We start from the raw sequence: 24625 nt of genomic DNA on the forward strand, positions 1-24625 counted from the left end.
GCTGCCGCCCCCGCCGTCTGGTATTGTACCATACAAATAGGGCGCACCGCAAGGTGCGCCCTACAAGATGCCTGATTACTTGCTGATCTTCAGCAGATCGGCGCCCGGCTCCACACTGCCGGAAGCCACCAGCTCCACGTCCTTGAAGTCGTCGGTGTTGGTGACGACGGTGATGACCACCGCCGGATGGTTGGCCGCTGCGATCTTGGCCAGGTCCATCTCCAGCAGGAGCTGGCCCTTCTTGACCTTGTCGCCTTCCTTGACTTTGGGGCTGAAGCCGTCGCCTTTCATCTCGACGGTGTCAACGCCCACGTGGATCAGCACTTCCACGCCGCCGTTGCCTTCCAGACCCAGGGCATGGCCACTGCCGGGTGCCTGGGTGATGGTGCCGTCCACCGGGGCGTAAACCTTGCCCTCGGTGGGATCAATGCCGCAGCACTTGCCCAAAATTCCCTGCGCAAACACTTCGTCGGGAATCTGTTCCATCGGAACGACGGTGCCCTTGGCGTCCGCCGCCAGCGTCATCGGAAAAGAGGGCGCTGCCGGAGCAGCCTCCGGCTTCTTTTTCAAAAAGTCAAAAAATCCCATGATGTACAACTCTCCTTTGTCTGACCCGCGGCGCGGGCAGGTGGTATGTGATTATTATAACGCACTCCTCCGCAGAAAGCAACGAAAATTTGGTCTTCACAAAAGTTCTTTCACCGCGCGGATCGCCTGCCAGGTGATTGCCGCCATCTCGTCGGGGGAAGGCTGATACCCCGCCGTCTGCCAGGCAGCAATGCTGCCGAAGCATCCGTTGATGGCAAAGGCCAGCAGATACTGCTGCCGCGGCGTACCGCCGTCGGGCGTCAGCTGCCCAAGGCAGCGCTTGGCGATCATCTCCTTGGCGCTGCGGGTAAACTCAGACTCCCAGCTTTTGCCGTACAGCGCACGGCAGACATCCGGATTGTCGTTCAGATAGTGGAACAGCGCCACCAGCGCGGGCGGAACATCATCCTGGGAGATGTTGGGCACCAGGGCATCCATCAGTTCACACAGATGATCCAGCTGGGCCGCCTCCATCTGTTCCATCAGGGCATAAATATCGGCATAGTGGAAATAAAACGTACCACGGCTGATCCCGGCCAGTTCGGTCAACTCCCGAACGGTGATCTCCCGCAGGTCTTTTTTTTGCAGCAGGCTGATCAGCGCCTGGTACAGCCGCTGTTTGGTCATGCGCACACTGCGATTGGCATCGCCTTTGGCGTTCATCGCATGCACCACCTTTCCAGGGTACTTTGGACAGGGTTTTATACATAAAGCATAACGTTTTTTGACATAAATGTCAAGTTTTTTCATCCAGTTCCCGTTTTTATGTGCATTTTGTCCGAAGTTTTCTGCATGTTTTGCAGTTTTGCCAAATCGTGGTACAATGGCAGAAAAAGGATTGCTTCAAGGAGGTATCCGCCATGTTACTGGACCGCCAGCGTGCCCTGCAGGCGTTCGCCGCATATGCCGCCCACTATAACGCCCAGGATCCCAAGGTAAAGCTGAAGATCGACCATACCTACCGCGTGGCGGCCCTGTGCGACCGCATCGCCTCCAGCCTGGAGATGGCCCGTTCCGATGTGGATCTGGCCTGGCTCTGCGGCCTCCTCCACGACGTGGGCCGTTTTGAACAGCTGCGGCAGTACGGTACCTTCAACGATGCCCAGTCCATCGACCATGCAGCCATGAGCGCCCGGGTACTCTTTGCGGAGGGGCGCATCCGGGACTACCTGGACGAAACCGATGAGGATGAACTGTTGCGTACAGCGGTGGCCTGGCACAGCGCCTACCGTCTGCCGGAAGGACTGGATGACCGCACACTGCAGTTCTGCCAAATCCTGCGGGACGCCGACAAGGTGGACATTCTGCGGGTAAACGTGGAAGTTCCCATGGAGGAGATCTACAACGTCACCACCGAAGCCCTGCGGCAAAGTCCTGTCTCCCCTGCGGTGCTCCAGGCGTTCTACGAACACCACTGCGTGCTGCGGGCGCTGAAACAATTCCCCGCCGACAACGCCGTGGGGCATGCCTCCCTGGTGTTCGAGCTGTGCTATCCCGAGAGTCTGCGGGCGGTGGCGCAGCAGGGCTGGCTGTGGAAGCTGCTGGACTTTCCCACCGACAATCCCGATACTGCCGCAGCCTTTGTTGCCGCCCGGGAGGAGATGCACCGCTGGCTGGAGCAGAAGCTGGCATGACCCAAAAGAAAAAAGCATCCGCCCGCAGGCGGATGCTTTTTTGATTCAGATCAATCCCTGGACCAGGATCACCACGATGAGCAGGGGCAGCACAAACTGGAAGTAAGGTTTGAACACCCGGGGCATCTTGAGGCCCTTGCCGGTATTGCATTCCTCCATATATTTGTCGTAACCCCAGCCCCAGCGGCTGACGCAGAACAGCAGGTAGACCAGACTGCCGATGGGTAGCAGCAGGTTGGAGACCAGGAAATCTTCAATATCCAGGACCTGGCCGCCGGCGGGAGCGTTGGGCAGCGGTACCGAGAAGTACCACAGGTTGTACCCCAGCACGCAGGGCATACTGGCCAGCAGGATGAAGATGCCGCAGATCAGGGTCGCCTTTTTCCGGCTCCAGCCGAAGCAGTCGATACAGCTGGCCATGATGTTCTCAAAGACCGCCAGCACGGTGGTGAAGCTGGCAAAGGTCATGAACAGGAAGAACAGCGCACCCCAGAGCCGGCCGCCGGCCATATTGACGAACACCCGGGGCAGGGTCTGGAAGATCAGGGAGGGGCCGGCGTTTGGTTCCACCCCGAAGGCGAAGCAGGCCGGGAAGATGATGAGGCCAGCGCAGATCGCCACAAAGGTGTCCAGAGCACAGATGCGCACCGCCTCACCGGGAAGAGTGTGCTCCTTGGTCATGTAGCTGCCGAAGATCTCCATGGCCGCAATGCCGAGGCTCAGGGTAAAGAAGGACTGGTTCATGGCAGCCGTAATCACGTTGCCCAGTCCCACCTCGGAGGCCCGCTGGATGTCGGGCAGCAGGTAGAAGGCAAGGCCCTCCTTGCCGCCGTCCAGCATGATGCTGTTCACTGCCAGCACCACGATGAGGACCAGCAGGGCCAGCATCATCCACTTGGAAATGCGCTCCAGGCCTTTCTGCAGACCGAAGGAGCAGACCAGGAAGCCGCCCACCGTGATGATGGCCATAAAGACGGTCAGTTCCGCAGGGTTCGCCAGCATGGCGCTGAACACGCCGTCCACGGCGCTGTTATCAATGTCCGCAAAAGCGCCGGTGGCAAATTTGTAGAAGTAGTCCAGCATCCAGCCGGCTACGGTGGTGTAGTACATCATCAGCACGCAGCAGCCGATGATGCAGAACCAGCCGTGAATGTGCCATTTGCTGTTTTTGGGCTCCAGCGCCTTGTAAGCGCCCACCGCACTCTGGCGGCTGGCACGGCCTACCGCCAGTTCCATCGTCAGCACCGGGACGCCCATGATGACCAGGAACAGCAGATAGAACAGGACAAAAATGCCGCCGCCATTGGCACCGGCCATCCAGGGGAACTTCCAGACGTTGCCAATGCCGATCGCACAGCCGGCGCTGACAAGAATGAAGCCGAGGCGGGAAGCAAAATGCTCCCGCTGTTTTTGAGATTCCATAGTTTTTCCATCCTTCCTCACACGAATACGACCTATTATAGCGCATTTTACCGGTCATTGCAAGGTTTACCCGTCTGTGGTATACTGTAAGATACGTGATCGAAAGGAGAATCCGAGATGATTCGTTTTGAGTGTGACTACGGCGAGGGCGCAGCCCAACCCGTACTGGATCTTTTGCAGAAGACCAATCTGGAGCAGACCCCCGGCTACGGCGAGGACGACTACTGCGCTGCCGCCGCGGAGCAGATCCGCAGGCTGTGCGATGCGCCGGATGCGGCTGTACATTTTTTTGTAGGCGCCACCCAGGCCAATCTGACCGTCATTGACGCCGCGCTGAAGCCCTGGCAGGGCGTGCTCTGTGCCGAGACCGGCCACATCCATGTCCATGAGACCGGTTCCATCGAGGCTACCGGCCACAAATGTCTGGCACTGCCTGCCACCGCCGGCAAGATCACGGCGGCCCAGATCCGCGCAGCCGTTCAGTCTCACCGCGCCAACCCCAGCCACGAGCATGAAGTCCAGCCCGGCATGGTCTACCTGTCCAATCCCACCGAGGTGGGCACCCTCTATTCCAAGGAGGAGCTCACCGACATTTCGGCCACCTGCTACGATCTGGGCCTTTACCTCTTTGTGGACGGCGCCCGGATGGCCTACGGCCTGATGAGCCCCGCCAACGACCTGAGCCTGCAGGATTATGCCGCCCTGTGCGACGTCTTCTACCTGGGCGGCACCAAGTGCGGTGCCCTGTTCGGGGAGGCTGTGGTTATCACCAACGACGAGCTGAAGGAAGATTTCCGCTATGCCATCAAGCAGCACGGCGGCATGCTGGCCAAGGGCCGGCTGCTGGGCCTCCAGTTCCTGGCGCTGCTGGATGGCGAAGACGGCAGCGGCTGCAGCCCCTATTTCACACTGGCCGCCGAAGCCGACCGGCAGGCACTCTCCATCCGGGAAGCTTTCACCGCCAAGGGGATCGGGCTGCTGCATGACTCCCCCACCAACCAGCAGTTCTTTGTGCTGCCCGACGCCTGGTACGAGGCGCTCTCCCGCCAGTACGCCATGAGCGGCATGGGCAAACCCGACGATGACCACACAGCCGTACGCATCTGCACCAGCTGGGCGACCCGCCCTGAAGCCGTAGCGCAGCTGATTGCCGACGTCCAGAAACTGTAAGCTTCTTTATAAAAAGCAAACGCACCTCAGCAGGAATCCCTGCCGGGGTGCTTTTTGCATCTATTCAAATGGCGCGGGGCGCCTTGTAGGTTGTCTGCGCCGGACCGGGGCAGCAGCTCCTCGCATGGTCCGACGGCAGTAAATCGGGTCTTTGGTTGTTTACCTTGACTTCCCTTACAGTATACGCCCCGATTGTGTCCGAGTTGTCACACCATTTTGAACCTTTTATGAATTTGGAAAATTTCGGAAGCGGTATCCTCAGCGCTGGATCCGCTTGTCACAGCGGACCGCCAGCCGGGTGCCCACCGTCTGCAGGATCTGGACCAGAATGACCAGCAGTACGGTGGCGAAGATCTCCAGCACCACATTGAAGCGGTAATAGCCGTAGTTGATGGCGATCTTGCCCAGGCCGCCGCCGCCGATGATGCCGGCCATGGCGCCGTAGCCCATGATGGTGGTGGTGGCAATGGTCACATTGGAGATCAGGCTGGGCATGCTCTCGGGGATCATGACCTTGGTGATGATCTGCAGCGGCGTAGCGCCCATGCTCTGGGCTGCCTCAATGACGCCGGCGTCCACCTCCCGGATGCTGGTCTCCACCAGGCGTGCCACAAAGGGGAAGGAGGCAATGACCAGCGGCACGATGGAAGCCGGGGTACCGATGGAAGTGCCCACGATGAGCCGGGACAGCGGGATGACGATGATCATCAGGATCAGGAAGGGCACGCTGCGCAGCAGGTTGATGAAGGCATTGAGCACGCTCATGACCCAGCGGGGCAGCGGACGGACGCCGCCCTGCTCGCCGGTGACCAGGCAGACACCCAGCGGCAGGCCGATGACCAATGCCAGCAGCGTGGCAACGGCGGTGGACCAGATGGTCTCCCAGGTTTCAAAAGGTATGGTGGGCAAAATCTGCAGGAAGGTCGCCCACTCTTTGCTTGCCAGGAACTCTGCCATCAGCCGTTCACCTCCTCATAGGTAATGCCGGGATAGTTCTTGATATAGTCGATGGCCTTGGCGGCGTTTTCATCGTCGGGCAAAGCCAGCAGCATGCTGCCCAGCGTCTGGCCGTTGACGATGCGGGTGTCCGCCGCCAGGATGGACACCAGGGCACCGCACTGGATGGCCAGGCTGGCCACCAGCGGTTTGTCGGTGGTCTGGGTGCCGTTGAAGGCGACCCGAACCAGCTTGTGGCCGGGCAGCGATTCCGCCTTGGGCGCTCCGGCCGGGTACACCAGCCGCTTGGCCGCTGCGGAGGTGGGATGGCTGAAGATAGCCTGCACGTCCCCTTCCTCCACCACGGTGCCCTCATCCAGAATGGCGACGCGGTTGCAAATCTCCTCCACCACGCTCATCTGATGGGTGATGACTACCACCGTGATGCCCAGTTCCCGGTTGATCTTCTGGATCAGCTGCAGGATGGCATGGGTGGTGTTGGGGTCCAGGGCGCTGGTGGCCTCGTCGCAGAGCAGGACCTTGGGATCGGTGGCCAGGGCGCGGGCAATGGCGATGCGCTGTTTCTGGCCGCCCGAAAGCTGGGCCGGATAGGCTTCTGCCTTATCGGGCAGACCCACCAGTTCCAGCAGTTCCCGGGCGCGGGCTTCGGCTTTTTCTTTGGGCACCTTGGCCAGTTCCATCGGGAACATGATGTTGCGCAGGCAGGTGCGCTGCATCAGCAGATTGAACTGCTGGAAGATCATCGTGATGTCCCGCCGGGCCGCGCGCAGTTCCCCGGCGCTGAGCGTTTCCATCCGGCGGCCATCCACCGAAACGCTGCCCTCGTCGGGGCGCTCCAGCATATTGATGCAGCGCACCAGCGTAGACTTTCCGGCGCCGGACATACCGATGATGCCGTAGATGTCCCCGTCCCGGATGGTCAGGTTGATGTCGTTGAGCGCGACCACCGTGCCGCCCTTGGTGGCGAAACGCTTGGTCAGGTGTTGCAATTCGATCATGGGTTTTCCCCCTCATTCTACAATAGGGAACGGGCATGCTCGCCCGTTCCCTATTGATTGTACCTTACCCGCCGTACGGTTGCAAGGTATTTCGTTATTTTTTATCAGAAAAGGGCCACCACAGCACCGTCGTAGGTCTCGTTGATGAAGTCCTTGACCTCCTGGCTCTGAAGCGCCTTCAGCAGAGCCTGGATGGCGGGGTCGTTCTCGTTGCCTTCCTTGACGACGAGGACGTTGGCGTAGGTCTGGGCGGCCTCAGAGTTGGCATCCTCGGTGGCCAGGGCGTCGGTGCCTACCGAGAAGCCCGCTTCCAGCGCGTAGTTGCCGTTCATGACCGCGTAGTCCACGTCAGCCAGCGTGCGGGGCAGCTGGGCCGCTTCCAGCTCCTCCACCTGCACGTTGTGGGGATTCTCGGTGATGTCGTTGACGGTGGCAGTCAGACCGGCATCCTCCCGGATGGTGATGATGCCCTGGGCAGCCAGCAGCTGCAGGGCGCGGGCCTCGTTGGTGGTGTCGTTGGGCACCGCAATGACGGCGCCGTCGGGGATTTCATCCAGGGACTTGGTCTTGCCGGGGTAGATGCCCAGCGGCTCATAGTGGATATCGCCAACACTCACCAGATGAGTGCCGTTCTCCTCATTGAAGGAGTCCAGGTAGGGCTGATGCTGGAAGTAGTTGGCATCCACTTCCCCGCTCTCGGTCACCATGTTGGGCTGCACATAATCGCTGAATTCGATGATGTCCAGCGTGATGCCCTGCTCTGCCAGCAGGTCCTTGGCCACGTTGAGGATCTCGGCGTGGGGCGTCGGAGAGGCGGCTACCTTGATGGTGGTGCCGGCCAGATCACTGCCGGTCTCGGCGGTGGAGGCAGCTGCCTCGGAAGACGCAGCTTCGGACGAAGCGGCAGAGGACTGGGGAACCGAAGCGGTGGAGCCGCAGGCGGCCAGGCTCAGGGCCAGCGTACCGGCCAGGGCAGCAGAAATCAACTTTTTCATAATCAGGTTCTCCTTTTTTGTGTTTGGTTGGTGGTGTTTTTTCGTACGGGCAGGTCCCTCAACCTGCCGTCACATTCGTACACCGGGCTGTTTGTACACCGGACCACGTTCCATGATAAATTTCCTCCTTTTCGGATAGAAGCCAAAACAAAAGCGGGGCGTCGAAATGGCTTCGACACCCCGCTGTGTTTCTTTCCTTACGCGTTCAGATTTGCGCATGAGAAAGCAGGCACAGGCTGCCGAAGCAAACTGCACATGCACATCATCATACCAAAACGGCTGCTGCAGTTCATTGTCCGTGTACCCCTTTCCTCACAAATCCGATAAGCCCAATCGGCTTCTCTGGGTAAGAGTATAGCGCCCCACAATGTATATGTCAACACTTTTTGCATAAAACAGGGCATTTTTCGGAATTCTATACAAACAAAGGCAAAAATCCGCAAAAGGGTTGCCAATTTCCTACAAATATGGTATGGTAATAGTAATCTACTACACAGAAAGAGGAACCCTGCATGAAATTTTCGACCCGCGACCGCTATGCTTTGCGACTGATGGTGGAGCTGGCCAACCACGGCGACGGGCTGGTCCCCCTGAAGGAAATCAGCGACACCCAGCAGATCAGCCTGAAATATCTGGAACAGATCATCACGCCCCTGGCCAAAGCTGGACTGGTGACCAGCGTGCGTGGTGCCCAGGGCGGCTACCGTCTGGCCCGCCCCGAGGAAGAAATTACCGCCGGGGAGATCCTGCGCGCCGTGGAAGGAGAACTGACCGCCATTCCCTGCTTGGGCGCCAATATGGAATGCCCCCGCCGGGATCAGTGCCAGACCATCGGGTTCTGGTGCGGGCTGAACGATCTGATCAACCAGTATGTGGACGGTGTGACACTGGCCGCCCTGCGAGCCCAGAAAGGCGCCGCTTTGGAATAACAGCAAGCAGAAAAGCCCTCCGCAATCTCTGATGAGAACGCGGAGGGCTTTTTTCAGCTTTGCGCCTGGTCCTGCACCGCATTGGGATCTGCGGTGCTCGTATTTTCCGTAGTCGTTGTAGTGCTGGTCTGATCGGTAGTCGGGGTGGTATCCGGAACCGACTCCGTCGGTGCCGGAGCCTGGGTCGGATCGGGCACCGGCGTCTGCGTCGGGTCCGGAACCGGGGTCGGTGTGGCCGGCACCGGCGTCGGTTCCGGCGTAGCCGGCACGGGGGTTGCCTGCTGCACAGGCGGTTCGGTCGGCGCCGGAGTCTCCACCACGACGGGTTCCTGGTAGACCGACTCCGACTGCGGTGCCTCGGTAGGCGCCGTGGAGCTGGCCGACGAGGTCGTGGTCACATTGGACGCAGTGGAAACCGAAACATCCTTATCGCCGATATGTTTGGCCACATTCTTTACGGTGGGACGATCATCCTCGGTGATATAGCTGTGGGTGCGCACATACTCGAACAGGTCATCCATAGCAGCCTTGGTCAGATGGATGCCGTCGCTGGACTCCACATAGCCGCTCTTGGCATAACCGGAGGAGGAATCTTTGAGCACTTCGGCGCTGTTGAGGAACTTCCAGCCCTTTTCCTTGCACATTTCCACCAGGGCCTTGTTATATTCGTCCACCTGGGACTGGGTCAGGTTCTGGTTGGAGTGCACCTTTCCCAACGGCGGAATGGAGTTGACAATGATGTCCACGCTGGGGTAGGCATCCACAATGGACTCGATGCCCTCCTGATAGGCCTCCACAAAACTGTCGGCGGAATAGCTGGGGCTCAGATCGTTGGTACCGAAGGTCAGGATCACCCGTTTGGGCTGCATCAGCGAAACCGCCTTGGCCATTGTCACATAGTTGGAATAGCCCTGCAGCTGCACACAGGCATAGGTGGCCAGGGAACGGGCGCTCATGCCCACCGAACCGATGGCGTTGTCATAGGTACAGTAATCAAACATCCGGTACATACGGGCCGTGTTGCTGTCCCCCAGGAAGAGGGTTTCATCCACGTATTCCTGGCCGGCATCGTCGCTCTTCTCCAGAATTGTGGAGGAATACTGGGTCTTGTCAATGGTGTTCTGGTCCTTGTCGTAACCGCTCTCGGTCACAAGGGATTCGCTCTCAGCCGAGTCGCTGTCGGCATCCTGGCCCAGGCTGTCCAGCCCGCCCACCAGCACAAAGGAGATTGCCACACTGATCAGCAGCATCAGGCTGCACAATCCCATCACAATGTACATTTTGCTGCGTATATCCAACGGCTCTTTTGCCGCCTGCTTCTTCTTTTTGCGTGCCATTGCATTTCCTTTCGCGCAGAATGTTCCATCTCACCTTGTTTTTGGATGCATACAGTGGCTATTGTACACTATTTTTGGCCGAAGCGCCAGTCTTTTCTCAATTTTTACATATTTTAGTGTCAAAAAAACAGCCCTCTGCCGAAGCAGAGAGCTGTTTCTGTTATTCTTTGGGCAACAGATGCGCCCGCCGCAGCGCCGGTTCCAGCGCCAGATACAATACCACTGCACAGACCGTGGAAAGCAGCGAGTTAACCAGCGTCACACCGCCGGTGATCTTGATGAAGACCGTGGCAACCTCCACGGGCTGTCCGAAAATGTACCGGTCCCGGAAATATCCAACCAGAGGATCGGTGAAAACATTCACCAGCAGGCCGCTGAAAGCGCTGAGGGTCACCCGGGCCAGATAACGGCCTTTGCCATCCTGCCGATGGCTGCGCAGGTGCAGCAGCCGGTGGGCTATCAGACCGCAGACAATGCCGATGATGAACTTGAGGATGAAGGTGGTGAAGGCATAGCCGGGGTCACCAGCGATCACATCCGCCAGCGCCAGGCCAATGGCACCCGCCAGACCGCCCGAAACGCCGTCCAGCAGCATAGCCGTCAATGCCGTGAAGGTATTGCCCAGATGAAAAGAGGACCCGCCCGCGAAGGGGATCCGGAAAAACTCATAGGCCACAAAACTCAGGGCAGCCATCACACCCACCAGACTGATCCGCTGCACCGTAAACTTGGTCCGCGTCAGTGCCGCAATCAGCAGGGCCACCGCCACTGCCCCAAACAGCAGCAGCCACATCGTTGCCGTATCCATATCCAAAACACTCCTTTATCGCTTTCCTTCCCGTAAAGGGATGGTTGACAAATTCTTTCCTGCAGGGTATGCTCCTATTATAGCGTTTTCTGGCTCCGGATAAATGCCCAGTTTTTGATTTTTTTATGGTGCCAGTTTGGAGGAAAATTCCATGATTGAATTGAAGTCCGAGGAGAAAGCCCCACTGTACGAGCAGCTCTATGCCGCCCTGGCCGACGAGATCCGCGGCGGACAGCGCGCCCCCGGGACAGCGCTGCCCGGCCGCAGAACCATGGCCGCCCAATTGGGGGTCAGCATCAACACGGTGGATGCTGCCTATCAGATGCTGGCCGCCGAAGGGCTAGCTGAGGCCCGTCCCCGCAGCGGCTTTTACGTGCAAAAGACCTACGGTATGCTGCACAGCCGCCCTGCCCGCAAGTCCTCCGAAGCGGCGCATACGCCGTCCCCGGCCGCAGAACCTGTGAGATTTGATCTTTCCACTGGCAGTGTGGATACTGCGCTCTTCCCCGCCCGCAGCTGGGGCCGCATCCAGCGGGAGCTCCTGTACCAGCGCCCCGAGCTTCTGCAGCGGGGCGAAATGCAGGGGGACGAGGCCCTGCGGGTGCAGATCGCCCGGTATCTTTCGGCATACCGCGGGGTGGACTGCACCCCCGAACAGATCGTGGTGGGGGCCGGGATCGAGTACCTGCTGGGGTGTCTGGCCCATCTGTTTGCCGGCGGCACCGCCGCCATTGAGAACCCCGGCTATTCCCGCACCCGGGCCGTATTGCAGAACAATGCACTGCCCTGCACCCTGGTGGACATTGACGAGGACGGCCTTTCCGCCGAGGCGCTGGAGACAAGCGGTGCCAACCTGTGCTATCTGACGCCCAGTCACCACTTCCCCACCGGCGTGACGATGCCCGCCCCCCGCCGGGCCCAGATCCTTGCCTGGGCCGCCGCCCGGCCGGATCGCTATATTCTGGAGGACGATTACGACTCGGAATTCCGTTTTGACACCCGTCCCCTGCCCAGCTTGCAGGGAATGGCCGGCCCTGATGGACCGGTGGTCTATCTGACCACCTTTTCCAAAAGCCTGGCCCCCGGCATCCGCATCGCCTGCATGGTGCTGCCCCGCAGCCTTTTGGCGCGCTACCGCAATGATTTTGCCGTATATGCCAACACAGTAGGACGTTTTGAGCAACAGACGCTGGCCGCCTTTATGGCGGGTGGCTACTTTACCCGCCACCTGGCCCGGATGCGCCTGGTCTACAAGCGCCGCATGGAAGCCTTTGCAGCCGCACTGCACCGGGAGCTGCGGGGCGTCACCCTGGGCAGTGTCCACAGCGGATTGCACTTTCTGCTGACGCTGCCGGGGGCCGGCGGCGAAGCCGCCATGGTGGAAGCAGCCGCCCGGGAAGGCGTGCGGCTGCGCGGTTTGCGGGAATACTATCTGGCCCGGCCGGAGCACTGCCCGCCCGACACCGTGGTGGCCGGCTACTCCGCCCTGAAAGAGGAGGACATCCCCGCTGTGGCCGCCGCACTGGCACAAGCCTGGATCCGATAGAACGCAAAAAGAGGGACGACCGCTATGGTCGTCCCTCTTGCTGATTGCTGTAGATTTATTTGGCAGCTGTCGCCCCGCCGGAGATTTCCTGAATGGCAGCCACTGTGGCGGCCAGGTTCTGCATGTCGCTGGGCACGATGAGCTTGGTTGCCTTGCCGTCGGCCACCTTCTCCATTGCTTCCATGCTGCGCAGGGCCAGGAAGTTATGGTTGGGGTTGGCTTCGTTGATGAGGCGGATGGCATCCGCCTGGGCCTTCTGAACGGTGAGCAGTGCCTGGGCTTCACCTTCCGCCTCCCGGATGCGCTGCTGCTTGACAGCCTCGGCACGCAGGATGGCCGATTCCTTCTCACCTTCGGCACGGGTGATGGCCGCCTGCTTTTCGCCTTCGGCCAGCAGGATGGAGGCGCGCTTCTCGCGGTCAGCCTTCATCTGTTTCTCCATTGCCTGGCGAATTTCCAGCGGCGGTTCGATGTTTTTCAGCTCCACACGATTGACCTTGATGCCCCAGCGGTCGGTGGACTCGTCGAGACTGACGGTGATGCGGGTGTTGATGGCATCCCGGCTGGTCAGCGTTTCATCCAGCGTCATGGAACCGATAATGTCACGCAGGGTCGTGGCGGACAGGTTCTCGATGGCCTGGATGGGGCGGTTGACGCCGTAGGCATAGAGCTTTGCGTCAAACACCTGGAAAAAGACGACCGTGTCGATCATCATGGTGACGTTGTCCCGGGTGATCACCGGCTGGGGCGGGAAATCCGCGGCCTCCTCCTTGAGGGAGACTTTGCGGGAAACCCGCTCCACAAAGGGGGTGCGGATGTGCAGGCCGGCGCCCCAGGTATCCTTGTACACGCCGAGCCACTCGGTGACGTAGGCGTTGGACTGGGGCACGATGACAATGCAGCGCACCAGAATGATCAGGATCACGACCAGAATAATGGCAAAAATCAGCAGTGGCATAGGGACCTCCTTTTCTCTTTTCCAACAGTCAGGCGGTGGCTGCCTCCACAGTCACCGGACATACGATCAGAATGGCACCCTCCACATCGGTGACCCGGCAGGGCGTACCCTTGGGCATCGGCGCCTCGGCCCGGGCCTGCCAGTCCAGACCATCCACCCGCACCCGGCCCAGATAGCCGGGGTTGATGTCCACCAGGACTACCCCCTGTTTGCCGATGGTCAGCGGCGAACCGTTGGTGACGGGGGCCTTGCGCTCCTTGCGGCGTTTGGCCAGGGTGGGCACCATAATGAGCAGCGCCACCGCCGACACGACGGCAAATACCACCGCCTCCACCGACAGAGAGGAAGTGAAGAAACTGACAACCAGAGCCGCTGTGGCTCCCACGGCAAACCAGATGGAAACCAGCGCCGTGGTGGACGCTTCCAGCACCACAAAAGCAATGATGGCTATCAGCCAGAACAATGTATCAGGCGACATAAGACGGAACCTCCTTCCGCAGGGTCTGCTTTGTCAACACTTTAACATGTTAAACATAGACTGTCAAGATTTTTAGATGTAAATTTCTGGAAATTTCTTGCTTTTTCTGTGCAATCTGCCCATAGCCCATCCTATGCAAAAGATCTGCTCCTGAACACACAGCAAAAAAGCTCCGGCCGCGGAGAGCCGGAGCTTTTTCATCAATAAATGGAGAAGTATCCCACATGCTGGGGGGCATTATCCTCCACAAGCACCGTGAAACCGCCGGGATTGACTTCGGTGGATTTGCCGAAAGCCGTTTCCGCCAGCAGGTGCGGGCCGCGGTTTAGGATGATCTCCGCCGTCTGGGTCTTGCCCACGCGGCGGTAATGGAGCACATCCTCCTCCGCCCGGATGATCTCGAAGCTGCCGCCGTCAAAGGCATCGCAGCTTCTGCGCAGCCGGACCAGGTTCTTCATGGGACCGCGGAGGCGCTCCTCGGTGGAATTCCAGTCAAAGAAGGCGCGGTTGAATGGATCGCGGTACCCCTGCATGCCGATCTCATCGCCATAATAGACACAGGGCACGCCAGGCAGGGTGAAGATCATCGCGTAGCCCAGGAGCAGCTTGCGCAGTCCTTCGTCCACCTTGTTGGGTGCAATGCGGCGGCCACTCTGCCAGAAACGGTCCTGCCCATTGGCCGGTTCGCCGGCAATCGCAGTCAGGGCCCGCTCGGTATCGTGGGTGGAAAGGAAGTTCATCAGGCAGTGCAGGGCCGGCGGCGGATAGTTTTCACAGATGGTCATGAGCTGTTCCGCCACCGCCGACACATCGGCGCCGCGGATATAATCCAGCACCGCGTTGCGGAAGGGATAGTTCATGACGGTATCCAGCCCTTTGCCCCGCAGATAGGTGCGGCGCTCTCCCCAGGCTTCCTTGGTGGTGGCGTCCTCCCACACTTCACCGATGAGCAGCTTGTCCTCCCCGTGGGATTTGACGGCCTGACGGATCTTTTCGATAAAGGAGTCCGGCAATTCATCTGCCACATCCAACCGGAAGCCGGAGGCCCCCAGGTTCAGCCATGTGTCGATGACGCCGCCCTTGCCGCAGACGAATTCCTCGTAGGAGGGAGAATCCTCCTGTACTTCGGGCAGGGTCTCAAAGCCCCACCAGCAGCGGTAGCCGCTGGGATAACCGGAATCGAAGTCGTACCAGCTGCGGTACGGGGAATGGCGGTCACGGTAGGCACCGCCGGGACCGTAGCGGCCTTCCCGGTTGAAGTAGACGGAATCTGAACCGGTATGGCTGAACACCCCATCCAGAATGATACGGATGCCTTCCTTCCGGGCGGCAGCACAGAGGGCGGCAAAGTCCTCGTTGGTGCCCAGCAGCGGATCCGCTTTCAGGTAGTTGGCGGTGTTGTAGCGGTGATTGGCGTGGGCCTCAAAAATGGGATTCAGATAAATGCAGGTCACGCCCAGATCCCGTAGGTAGGGCAGCTTTTGCTGGATGCCCGCGAAATCGCCGCCGTAATAGTCCATATTGAGGTAGCCGTCATCCTGCTCGGTGGGCCAGAAATAGGGCTCCCCGGTTTTATCCGCCCGGTAGATGCGGTCCGCAAAGGGCATGGGTTTGTTGGGCACACCCTCGCAGAAGCGGTCGGGAAAGATCTGGTACATTGTCCCGTTGCGGAACCAGTCCGGCGTGGTGAAGTTTTTCTCGTAGACGGTCAGCTGCCAGCTGGCGCCACCCGTCCAGCTGAGCACCCCTTCCCCGCCGTTGCCGCGATAGATCTTGCGGAAATCAGTGTACAGATCGAAATAATAAAAGTACAGTCCCGGTGTGGTGGGCGCAATGGTAAAGGAAAAATGATTGACCTGCGGTGTCTGACCGGTAAAGGTCATGCGATAGTGGACGGGATCCTCCTTATCCTTGGTCAGGACCAGGTGCGGGTCCACGTAACCGAGGTTTTCCGGCACCGTCAGGAAAAAGGTGACCTCCTGCCCGGCCTCGATGGCGCCGAAGGGCGTCTTGCAGGCAGGGTCAAAACTGTTGTAAAAGGTATGCGGCATAGAAAGCCCCCTGTTCAGAGTAAAAACTGCCGCGGTCAGACGGCCGCGGCAGCAAAAGTATACAGGGTAATTATTTGACCGGCGTGGCGCCCCAGATGTCGCGGGCGTAATCCATGATGGAACGGTCGGCGCTGAAGATGCCAGCATTGGCAATGTTCATCAGGCTCATGTGGTTCCACTTCTTCTTGTCCTGGTAGAGCTGCTGGACCGTCTGCTGGGCACGGCGATAATCCTTGAAGTCCGCCATGACCATATACGGGTCGGAGTTGCGCAGGTTGTTGGTCACTTCGCTGAAGTTTTCACCATTCCAGCCCTTCTCCAGCATATCCAGAACCGCCATGGCGGTGTTGTCGCCGGAGATGAAGGCGGAGGGATGGTAGCCCATGCCCTTCAGCGCATTGACCTCGGGGGTGAGCATGCCGAAGATGATCTCGTTGTCATGACCGGCGGCATCGGCGATCTCCACGTTGGCACCGTCCAGCGTGCCCAGGGTGATGGCACCGTTGAGCATGAACTTCATGTTGCCGGTGCCGGAAGCCTCGGTGCCGGCCAGAGAGATCTGCTCGGAAACCTCGGAAGCGGGCATCAGACGCTCGGACAGAGTGACGCAGTAATCCTCCAGATAGACCACACGCAGCTTGTCGCGCACGGCGGGATCCTCGTCGATGAGCTTGCCCAGCTTGCAGATCATCCGGATCATCTGCTTGGCCATATAGTAGCCGGGGGCCGCCTTGGCGCCGAAGATGTAGGTCTTGGGCGTGAATTCGGCGTTGGGGTTGTTCTTCAGATACAGATACTCGGCGGCGATGCTCAGCGCGTTCAGGTGCTGACGCTTGTACTCGTGCATCCGCTTGACCTGGCAGTCAAAGATGGAGTTGGGGTCGATGACCTGGCCGGTGGATTTCTCCAGATAATTGGCGAAGAGGGCTTTGTTCTCATGCTTGACCTTGGCCAGCTTCTCCTGCACAGCCGCATCGTCGGCAAACTTTTCCAGCTTCTTCAGTTCGGATGCGTCGGTCTTGAAGCCGTCGCCGATGGTCTCCTCCAGCAAATTGGTCAGGCCGGGGTTGGAAGCCAGCAGCCAGCGGCGGTAAGCGATGCCGTTGGTGACGTTCTTGAACGCCTTGGGCTTGAACAGGTAGTAGTCGTGGAAGACGCTGTCCTTGATGATCTCACTGTGCAGCTTGGAAACGCCGTTGATGGCGTGGCAGACATAGGCGCAGATGTTCGCGGTGCGGACCTGATTGTCGCCCAGGATCGCCATATAGTTGATCTTACCGTAGTCGCCGGGGAAGGCCTTCTCCAGCTCGATGCGGCAGCGGCGGTCCAGCTCGCAGACGATCTGCCAGATGCGGGGCAGCGTGCTGCGGAAGATGTCGGCGTTCCACTTTTCCAGCGCCTCGCTCATGACGGTGTGGTTGGTGTAGGCAAACACCTTGCGGCAGATGTCGAAGGCGGTATCCCAGTCGTAGCTGCACTCATCCAGCAGGATGCGCATCATCTCGGGGATGGCCACGGTGGGATGGGTATCGTTCAGCTGGATGGCCACCTTGTCGGGCAGGTTATCCAGCGTGCCGTACTGGTTCAGGTGATTCTGCAGGATGTCGGCAATGGAAGCGGCCGAGAAGAAATACTGCTGGCGCAGACGCAGGATCTTGCCCTCGGTGTGGTTGTCGTTGGGGTAGAGGATCTTGGAGATCAGTTCGGCGGAAGCAGACTGGCTGATGGCCGTGTTGTAGTTGCCGGCGTTGAAGCTGCTCATATCGAAGCTGGGCGCCTTGGCCTGCCACAGACGCAGCTTGGAAACGCCCTGGCTGCCGTAACCGGCGACGTACATGTCGTTGGGCACGGCAATGACGGAATTGTAGTTTTCGTACTTGACGTGATGGAAACCGCCCTCCCAGGTCTCGATGGCCTGACCGTCAAAGCGGATCTCCTGGGCCTGGTCGGGATGGGACTTGATCCACACCTGACCGCCGGGCAGCCAGTTGTCGGCAGTCTCCTGCTGCCAGCCGTCCACGATCTTCTGCTTGAAGATGCCGTACTCGTAGAGGATGGAGTAACCGGTACCGGGGATGCAGTCGGTGGCCATGCCATCCAGGTAGCAGGCCGCCAGACGGCCCAGACCACCATTGCCCAGGCCGGCATCGGGTTCCTGGTCGTAGATGGTATCGATCTTGATATCGGCATCCGCCAGCACGCTCTCGGCCACTTCATTGAGGCCCAGGTTGAACAGGCTGGTGCGCAGGCTGCGGCCCATCAGGAACTCCATGCAGAGGTAGTACACCTGCTTTTTGCCCTCGCCCAGGACCTTGGCCTGGAACCGCTTCTGGCGGTCGGACATGATCTGACGGGTGATAGATGCCAGGCAACGGTAGATCTGATCGGCGGATGCAGTGTCCAACGTGACATTGCACTCGCTCATCAGCTTGTCTTTGAGCATCTTCTCAAACTCACGCTTGGTGTATTTCAAAATCGTTCTCTCCTTACTGTTTTGTTTTGGGATCACTGATTTTTTGTATGTTTAACGGCATCCAAAATTGCCACATTATTGATTATAGCCATATTTCAGCGATTGCGCAAGGGAATTTTGCCTCTTTGACCGGTTTTTTACACTTTTCCACAAAAAGGGCTTTTGCTGATGATCGTTTTGTATTATAATATTGGTAAGATTTTTCTCGCCTGCCCCTTTGCGCAGGTTTAATTTTGAACATAAAGCAGGAAGGAGCACAATTTTTATGGGAATGGCTACCTCGAAAGTGCGGCTGAACATCTGCGGTTCCAGCTATGTGGTCAATACCAGCGAGAGTGAAGACTATATGCAGAATCTGGCCGACCGGCTGAATCTGGACATGAACGAACTGATGGCTTCCTCCAATTCCGTTTCCATCACCACCGCCGCCGTCATGACGGCCCTGAATTACCGCGACGAGCTGGAAAAGGCCAGCGGCAGCGCCGACAACATGCGCCGCCAGATCAAGGACTACCTCGAGGACGCCGCCAGCGCCAAGATGGCCGCCGAGGAAGTGCGCCGGGAGAACGCCTCGCTGAAACGCCGCATCGATGAGCTGGAACGCCGTCTGCGCCGTTCCCAGAGCAGTCAGGAGGCCCCGTGAGCCGCCCGCTGGAGATTCTGGCCCCCGCGGGAAACCGTGAAATGCTTGGCGCCGCTGTGTTCAGCGGCGCTGATGCTGTTTATCTGGGGCTTACCGGCTTCAACGCCCGCCGCACAGCGGGCAACTTTACGCCCGAGGAACTGCGGGAGGCGGTTTCCTTCTGCCATGCCCGGGGCGTGCGGGTTCATGTGACGCTGAATACCCTGGTCTACGCCCGGGAACTGGAAGGCCTGGCCGACGCGGTGCGCGCCGTTGCCGAGGCCGGTGCGGACGCCGTCATTGCTGACGATCTGGCCACAGCCCAGCTGATCAAACAGATCGCCCCCACCCTGCATCTGCACGGCTCCACCCAGATGAGCGTCCACACCCCTGCCGGTGCCAAAGAGCTGGCAGCCCTGGGGTACGACCGGGTGATTCTGGCGCGGGAGCTCTCTCTGGAGGAGATCCGGGCCATCTGTGCCGCCAGCCCCATCGAGTGCGAGGTGTTCATCCACGGCGCCCTCTGTATGAGTGTCAGCGGCCAGTGCATGATGAGTGCTTTCCTGGGCGGACGCAGCGGCAACTGCGGCGCCTGCGCGGGCCCCTGCCGTCTGCCCTTTGATGCCTCCGCCGGGCTGGCACCGGGCAAGCCGGGAAAAGCCTGCCATCTGAGCCTGAAAGATATGGATCACATTCCCCATCTGCGGGAACTGATGGACGCCGGTGTGGCCAGCGTCAAGATCGAGGGCCGTCTGCGCGCACCGGAATATGCTGCCGCCAGTGTGGCGGCCTGCCGCGCCGTGCGGGAGGGTCAGACCTATGACGAAGCGCTGGTGCGGGACATTTTCTCCCGTTCCGGCTTCACCGACGGTTATCTGACCGGCCGCAACGACGGCACCATGTTCGGTGTGCGCACCGAGGCCGACGCCGCCGCCACCCGGGCAGCCACTCCCAAGGCGCGGGAACTGTTCCGCCGGGAGCTGCATCGTATTCCTGTGCATTTTGCCGCCGCCTTTGAGGAGGAGGGTGTCAAGCTGGCCGTTACCGACGAGGACGGCCACAAAGCCATCGTCTACAGTGAGGAGGCGCCGCAGCCTGCCCAGAAAGACCCGACGCCCGCCGTTGAGCGGGCCCTGGGCAAGACCGGCGGTACGCCGTTCCTCTGTACAGGTGTCACGATGACCGGCACACCTGGCTTCCTGCCCGGCAGCGTCTGGAACGAGCTGCGCCGGGAAGCGCTGGAAACCCTGCTGGAGAAGCGCTCTGTTGTAAAGCCCCATGCTGTGCAGCCCTATCTGCCGCCTCGCTTTGCGGCCCATAGCGTCGGCTCTGTACCGGCGTTGGCCGCCCGTTTTTCCACCGTAGCGCAATGCCCCGCCGCCTTCGTGGACCAGCTGCGGTGGCTGGTGTTCCCCATCGCCGAAGCCGACAAGGTCCCCGCCGCCTGGCGCAGCAAAACACTGCTGGAGCTGCCGCGGGTCATGTTCGGCAAGTTGGAGGCACAGACCGCCGAACGCCTGAACGCCTTGCCAAACGCCGGTTTCGCCGGAGCGGTGGCGAACAATGCGGCCCATCTGCTGCTGGCCAAAGACTGGCCTTTGTACGGCGGGCTGGGGCTGAATATCACCAACCCCATGTCCGCTGCCCGCTATGCGGAGCTGGGACTGCAGGGCATGCTGCTGCATCCTGAGACCGCCGTGAACGCCATGCAGGCCGTAGCCCCTCTGCGGGACGGCAAGGCCTTGCCCACAGCGGCCCTGTGCTACGGGCACATTCCGCTGATGCTGACCCGCGCCTGCCCGCTGCGCAACGTGCACAGCTGCGCCCAGTGCGCCGGCGGCGGCACGCTGCGGGACCGCAAGGGCCGGGACTTTACCGTGACCTGCTCGGCGCCGGGGGGCGCGGGCATCCGTACCGTGTTCAACCCTGTTCCGCTGTATATGGGCGACCGGATGACCGAACTGCCGGTGGATGTGGCGGTTGCCGCCTTCACCACCGAGTCCCCTGCCCGCACCGCCCAGATTTTGGCGTTGCTCACAGACGGCAAGCCGTTTGACAGTGAGTTCACCCGTGGGCTATACTATACCAACAACTGAGAGGATTTTATGCAAATGACCGTTTCCTGCAAGAAGCTGGACCCGCGGGCCAAACTGCCCGCCTACGCCACCCCCGGTGCCGCAGCCGCCGATCTTTGCGCGCTGCTGGACGAACCGATGACAGTTGCCCCCATGCAGCGGGTGCTGGTGCCCACCGGGCTGGCCATCGAACTGCCCGGTGCCGAATGTGTGGCACTGGTCTATGCCCGCAGCGGCCTTTCCATCAAACACGGCCTGTGCATGGCCAACGGCGTGGGGGTCATTGACAGCGACTACCGCGGCGAACTGCGGGTGCCCATGATCAATCTGGGCGGCGAATCCTACACCATCCAGCCCGGGGAACGGGTGGCCCAGCTCTGCATCGCGCCGGTGTGGCAGGCCGCCTTTGTACAGGCGGAAGCCCTGAGCGATACCGACCGGGGCACCGGCGGTTTCGGCTCCACCGGGACGGTGTGAGGACAAGCATTTTCCAAATTTTCCAGTCTCGTGCCGGTGTGGCAGATTTCGACGCCGGTACTCCACTATAATCGAACACGAAAGGACTTCGCTATGGCTTTGATCCTGGCCTCCGGCAGCCCGCGGCGCCGCGAGCTGATGGCACTGATCGCCCCGGACTACACTGTCATGACCAGCGATGTGGACGAAAGCAAGATCGCGGCTGACACCCCCGCCCATCTGGCGCAGGCGCTGGCCACGGCCAAGGCCCGCGCAGTGGCTGCCTCCCATCCGGAAGACATCGTCTGCGGGTTTGACACGGTGGTGGAATGCGACGGGGAGGTGTTCGGCAAACCCCATGATGAGGCCGACGCCCTGCGGATGCTGCGTGCACTTTCGGGCTGCACCCACAAGGTACATACCGGTGTGTGCATCTGCCGGGGCACCCGGGCCGCCGCAACGGTGGAAACCACGCTGGTCACCTTTTCCTCTATTGAGGAGGAAGACCTGCTGGCTTACGTGCGCACGCCGGAGCCCTATGACAAAGCCGGAGCCTACGCCATCCAGGGCCATGCGGCGCTGTGGTGCGTGGGCATTGCGGGGTGCTACTACAATATCATGGGGCTGCCGGTACACCGGGCGGCGCAGCTGCTGCGCGCGTTCCGGTAAGGTGTATCCGTGCGCAGCCCCCAAGTGAGGGAGCTGTGCATGAGCTGGATCGGTAATTTTTTCAAAGGTTTTTTCGGGAGAATACGCGCTATGTTTTCCAAGGACATTGGCATTGATTTGGGCACCGCAAACACGCTGGTGTATATGAAAGGCCGCGGCATCATCATGCGGGAACCCAGCGTGGTGGCCGTGGACCCGCGCAGTGACGAACTGCGGGTACGCAGCGTGGGCCACGAGGCCAAGGCGGTCATCGGCCGGGCGCCGGGGTCCATCGTGGCGGTACGGCCGCTGAAGGACGGCGTCATCGCCGATTTTGACATCACCGCCGCCATGCTGCAGAGTTTCATCCGCCAGGCATGCGGCAACAGCATCTTTACCCGGCCGCGGGTGGTCATCTGTGTGCCCTCCGGCGTCACCGAGGTAGAGCGCCGCGCCGTGCGGCAGGCCGCCGCCAAGGCCGGTGCCCGTCAGGTCACCGTCATCGAGGAGCCCATGGCTGCCGCCATCGGTGCCGGACTGCCCACCACCGACGCCGTGGGCAGCATGATTGTGGACATCGGCGGCGGCACCGCCGAAGTGGCGGTCATCAGCCTGTCCGGTATCGTGGCCAGCCACAGTGTGCGCTGCGCCGGGGACGCGCTGGACCAGAGCATCATCGCCTTCATCAAGCGCAAGTACAACCTGCTGGTGGGTGAGCGTACCGCCGAGCAGATCAAGATCGAGATCGGTTCCGCCTGCCCTCAGGACCCCGAAACCAGTATGGAGATCAAGGGCCGCAACCTGGTGGACGGCCTGCCCAAGGATATTCTGATCCGTTCCGAGGAAGTGCGGGAAGCCATGAGTGAAAACCTGCTGCGCATCGTGGACGCCATCAAGGACACCCTGGAACGGACCCCGCCGGAACTTTCCAGCGACATCATCGACCGGGGCATCATGCTGTCGGGCGGCGGCGCGCTGCTGCGGGGCCTTGACACCCTGATCCAGAACGAGACCGGCATCACCGTGCACGTGGCGGAAAGTCCGCTGGACTGTGTGGCCCTGGGCGCCGGTGCGGTGCTGGATAACCCCGAACTGGTGGGCAAACGCAAGGAAGAACTCAGCTATCTGTAATCAGATTCTTATACAAGGACGCAGCCTGCACGGCTGCGTCCTTTTTTCGTTTTCAGCGCGAAAAATCGGCTTTTCTCTTGCCGTAAAAGGGCAAACGCAGTATAATAACAATGTATATGTGTACGCACAGGCCGTCTTGGCACGGTAACGATAAAGGGAGGCATTCCGTATGTCTGAGTTTATTCCGCTTTCTGTCCCGAATTTCGGTCCCCGGGAAGCTGAACTGGCCGGCGAGGCCATCACCTCCGGGTGGGTATCCACCAGCGGCGGCAAAGTCACTGAATTTGAAGAGGCCCTGGCCCGCTATCTGGGCATGGATCGCGCCGTAGCTTGCAATGGCGGTTCCAGTGCCCTGCACCTGGCAGCCATGGCCGCCGGCATCACCCGCGGTGATGAAGTCATCGTACCCACGCTGACATTCATTGCCGCCGTCAACCCGCTGACCCGCTACGTCGGCGCCGAGCCCATCTTCATCGGCTGCGACGATTCCCTCTGCATTGACCCTGACGCCGTGGAGGCGTTTTGCCGCGACCACTGCGAACTGCGGGACGGCAAGCTGTACAACAAAGCCACCGGCGCCCATGTCAAAGCGCTGGAGGCCGTACACGTGTTCGGCAACATGGCCGACATGGTGCGCCTGACCGAAATCGCCCGCCGTTATGGCCTGATCCTCATTGAGGACGCCACCGAGGCGCTGGGCACCCACTATACCGACGGTCCCTTTGCCGGGAAGTTTGCCGGCACCATCGGAGATATCGGCTGCTACAGCTTCAACGGCAACAAGATCATCACCACCGGTGCCGGCGGCGCCGTGGTTTCCAACCATCCCGACTGGGCCGAACACGCCAAACACCTGTCCACCCAGGCCAAGGCGGATCTGCTGCAGTTCCTGCACGATGAGGTGGGCTACAACTACCGTATGACCAACGTGCAGGCCTGTCTGGGCCTGGCCCAGCTGGAACGGCTGGAAGGCTTCATCGCCCACAAGAAGGAGCTCTACGACCACTATGTGGAAAAGCTGGACGGCGTGAAAGGACTGCGCATCCTGCCTTTCCGCACCGAAGGCATCCGTCCCAACCGCTGGTTCTTCAGCCTGTATCTGAAAGACTCCGGCCTGGACCGGGATACCGTCATTGAGAAACTGCAGGCCCAGGGCATCCAGACCCGGCCGGTCTGGGCGCTGATCCATGAGCAGGCGGACTACCCGCGCAACGAAGCCTACGGCCTGGACAAGGCCCTGAACTACCGCCGGTATATCGTCAACCTTCCCTGCTCCACCAACCTGTCGCTTGCGGATTGCGAGCGCGTCTGCCAGGCGGTCCTGAGCCTGTAACCCACCACCGACCGAG

At 60.2% G+C, this 24625-nt stretch carries 22 protein-coding genes; 10 read left to right on the forward strand and 12 right to left on the reverse strand.

Annotated elements, in window-relative coordinates; genetic code table 11:
• Positions 1-75 precede the first annotated feature (75 nt).
• Both NQ490_RS02820 and NQ490_RS02825 read right to left on the reverse strand, forming a co-directional pair.
• Complete coding sequence (locus NQ490_RS02820) at positions 76-588, reverse strand: PTS sugar transporter subunit IIA (RefSeq protein WP_007047321.1); 513 nt, start codon at positions 586-588, stop codon at positions 76-78.
• A gap of 96 nt (positions 589-684) precedes the next feature.
• Entirely contained in the window at positions 685-1251 is a 567-nt protein-coding gene (locus tag NQ490_RS02825; RefSeq protein ID WP_040917795.1) for a TetR/AcrR family transcriptional regulator, read from the reverse strand.
• A 197-nt stretch (positions 1252-1448) separates the two neighbouring features.
• Between NQ490_RS02825 and NQ490_RS02830 the strand changes: the two genes are divergently transcribed.
• A complete protein-coding gene (locus tag NQ490_RS02830; RefSeq protein ID WP_040917796.1) occupies positions 1449-2222 on the forward strand; it encodes an HD domain-containing protein in 774 nt (257 codons plus the stop codon).
• 45 nt (positions 2223-2267) lie between these two features.
• Here NQ490_RS02830 and NQ490_RS02835 read toward each other — a convergent pair whose 3' ends face one another.
• Complete coding sequence (locus tag NQ490_RS02835; protein ID WP_007047324.1) at positions 2268-3644, reverse strand: sodium-dependent transporter; 1377 nt, start codon at positions 3642-3644, stop codon at positions 2268-2270.
• Positions 3645-3761: 117 nt separating this feature from the next.
• Here NQ490_RS02835 and NQ490_RS02840 point away from each other — a divergent pair, with 117 nt between their 5' ends.
• On the forward strand, positions 3762-4814 hold the full coding sequence (locus NQ490_RS02840) for a threonine aldolase family protein (protein ID WP_007047325.1): 1053 nt from the start codon (positions 3762-3764) through the stop codon (positions 4812-4814).
• A gap of 258 nt (positions 4815-5072) precedes the next feature.
• Here the strand turns inward: NQ490_RS02840 and NQ490_RS02845 are convergent, their stop codons facing one another.
• From NQ490_RS02845 to NQ490_RS02855, 3 genes are all read right to left on the reverse strand, one after another.
• Entirely contained in the window at positions 5073-5771 is a 699-nt protein-coding gene (locus NQ490_RS02845; protein WP_007047326.1) for a methionine ABC transporter permease, read from the reverse strand.
• Positions 5771-6769: a methionine ABC transporter ATP-binding protein gene (locus NQ490_RS02850; RefSeq protein ID WP_007047327.1), complete on the reverse strand. Its 999-nt coding sequence runs from the start codon at positions 6767-6769 to the stop codon at positions 5771-5773. The genes NQ490_RS02845 and NQ490_RS02850 overlap by 1 nt, the downstream gene beginning before the upstream one ends.
• 104 nt (positions 6770-6873) lie before the next feature.
• On the reverse strand, positions 6874-7764 hold the full coding sequence (locus tag NQ490_RS02855) for a MetQ/NlpA family ABC transporter substrate-binding protein (protein ID WP_007047328.1): 891 nt from the start codon (positions 7762-7764) through the stop codon (positions 6874-6876).
• A 512-nt stretch (positions 7765-8276) separates the two neighbouring features.
• On the opposite strand from NQ490_RS02855, the gene NQ490_RS02860 reads away from it, so the two are divergent.
• Positions 8277-8693 carry an RrF2 family transcriptional regulator gene (locus NQ490_RS02860; RefSeq protein WP_007047331.1) on the forward strand — a complete coding sequence of 139 codons (417 nt, stop codon included), beginning with the start codon at positions 8277-8279 and terminating at the stop codon, positions 8691-8693.
• A gap of 53 nt (positions 8694-8746) precedes the next feature.
• Here NQ490_RS02860 and NQ490_RS02865 read toward each other — a convergent pair whose 3' ends face one another.
• Complete coding sequence (locus NQ490_RS02865; RefSeq protein WP_007047332.1) at positions 8747-10030, reverse strand: SGNH/GDSL hydrolase family protein; 1284 nt, start codon at positions 10028-10030, stop codon at positions 8747-8749.
• 160 nt (positions 10031-10190) lie between these two features.
• Positions 10191-10838, reverse strand: coding sequence for an ECF transporter S component (locus NQ490_RS02870; protein WP_007047333.1), 648 nt, complete (start codon positions 10836-10838; stop codon positions 10191-10193).
• 151 nt (positions 10839-10989) lie between these two features.
• On the opposite strand from NQ490_RS02870, the gene pdxR reads away from it, so the two are divergent.
• Positions 10990-12384, forward strand: coding sequence for a MocR-like pyridoxine biosynthesis transcription factor PdxR (gene pdxR / locus NQ490_RS02875; RefSeq protein WP_007047334.1), 1395 nt, complete (start codon positions 10990-10992; stop codon positions 12382-12384).
• A gap of 55 nt (positions 12385-12439) precedes the next feature.
• Here the strand turns inward: pdxR and NQ490_RS02880 are convergent, their stop codons facing one another.
• From NQ490_RS02880 to NQ490_RS02895, 4 genes are all read right to left on the reverse strand, one after another.
• Positions 12440-13342, reverse strand: coding sequence for an SPFH domain-containing protein (locus NQ490_RS02880; RefSeq protein ID WP_007047335.1), 903 nt, complete (start codon positions 13340-13342; stop codon positions 12440-12442).
• A 28-nt stretch (positions 13343-13370) separates the two neighbouring features.
• The gene (locus NQ490_RS02885) at positions 13371-13820 is read right to left on the reverse strand and encodes an NfeD family protein (protein WP_007047336.1); all 450 of its coding nucleotides are present in this window, start codon (positions 13818-13820) and stop codon (positions 13371-13373) included.
• Between the two features lie 200 nt (positions 13821-14020).
• Positions 14021-15871 (reverse strand): glycoside hydrolase family 13 protein, encoded by a 1851-nt coding sequence (locus tag NQ490_RS02890; protein WP_007047338.1) that lies wholly within the window; start codon positions 15869-15871, stop codon positions 14021-14023.
• A gap of 70 nt (positions 15872-15941) precedes the next feature.
• Positions 15942-18314, reverse strand: coding sequence for a glycogen/starch/alpha-glucan phosphorylase (locus NQ490_RS02895; RefSeq protein ID WP_040918158.1), 2373 nt, complete (start codon positions 18312-18314; stop codon positions 15942-15944).
• Positions 18315-18609: 295 nt separating this feature from the next.
• On the opposite strand from NQ490_RS02895, the gene NQ490_RS02900 reads away from it, so the two are divergent.
• The 6 genes from NQ490_RS02900 (at position 18610) to NQ490_RS02925 (ending at position 24609) form a co-directional block, all read left to right on the forward strand.
• Complete coding sequence (locus NQ490_RS02900) at positions 18610-18987, forward strand: cell division protein ZapA (RefSeq protein ID WP_007047341.1); 378 nt, start codon at positions 18610-18612, stop codon at positions 18985-18987.
• A complete protein-coding gene (locus NQ490_RS02905; RefSeq protein ID WP_007047342.1) occupies positions 18984-21062 on the forward strand; it encodes a peptidase U32 family protein in 2079 nt (692 codons plus the stop codon). Before NQ490_RS02900 ends, NQ490_RS02905 begins: the two co-directional genes overlap by 4 nt.
• 9 nt (positions 21063-21071) lie before the next feature.
• The gene (gene dut, locus NQ490_RS02910) at positions 21072-21518 is read left to right on the forward strand and encodes a dUTP diphosphatase (RefSeq protein WP_007047343.1); all 447 of its coding nucleotides are present in this window, start codon (positions 21072-21074) and stop codon (positions 21516-21518) included.
• A 93-nt stretch (positions 21519-21611) separates the two neighbouring features.
• Complete coding sequence (locus NQ490_RS02915; RefSeq protein WP_007047344.1) at positions 21612-22166, forward strand: Maf family protein; 555 nt, start codon at positions 21612-21614, stop codon at positions 22164-22166.
• A 90-nt stretch (positions 22167-22256) separates the two neighbouring features.
• A complete protein-coding gene (gene mreB, locus NQ490_RS02920) occupies positions 22257-23276 on the forward strand; it encodes a rod shape-determining protein (protein WP_040917797.1) in 1020 nt (339 codons plus the stop codon).
• Between the two features lie 169 nt (positions 23277-23445).
• The gene (locus tag NQ490_RS02925; protein ID WP_007047346.1) at positions 23446-24609 is read left to right on the forward strand and encodes a LegC family aminotransferase; all 1164 of its coding nucleotides are present in this window, start codon (positions 23446-23448) and stop codon (positions 24607-24609) included.
• The last annotated feature ends 16 nt before the right edge of the window (positions 24610-24625 follow it).

The organism is Subdoligranulum variabile (genome assembly GCF_025152575.1).
Classification (GTDB): Bacteria; Bacillota; Clostridia; order Oscillospirales; family Ruminococcaceae; genus Gemmiger; species Gemmiger variabilis.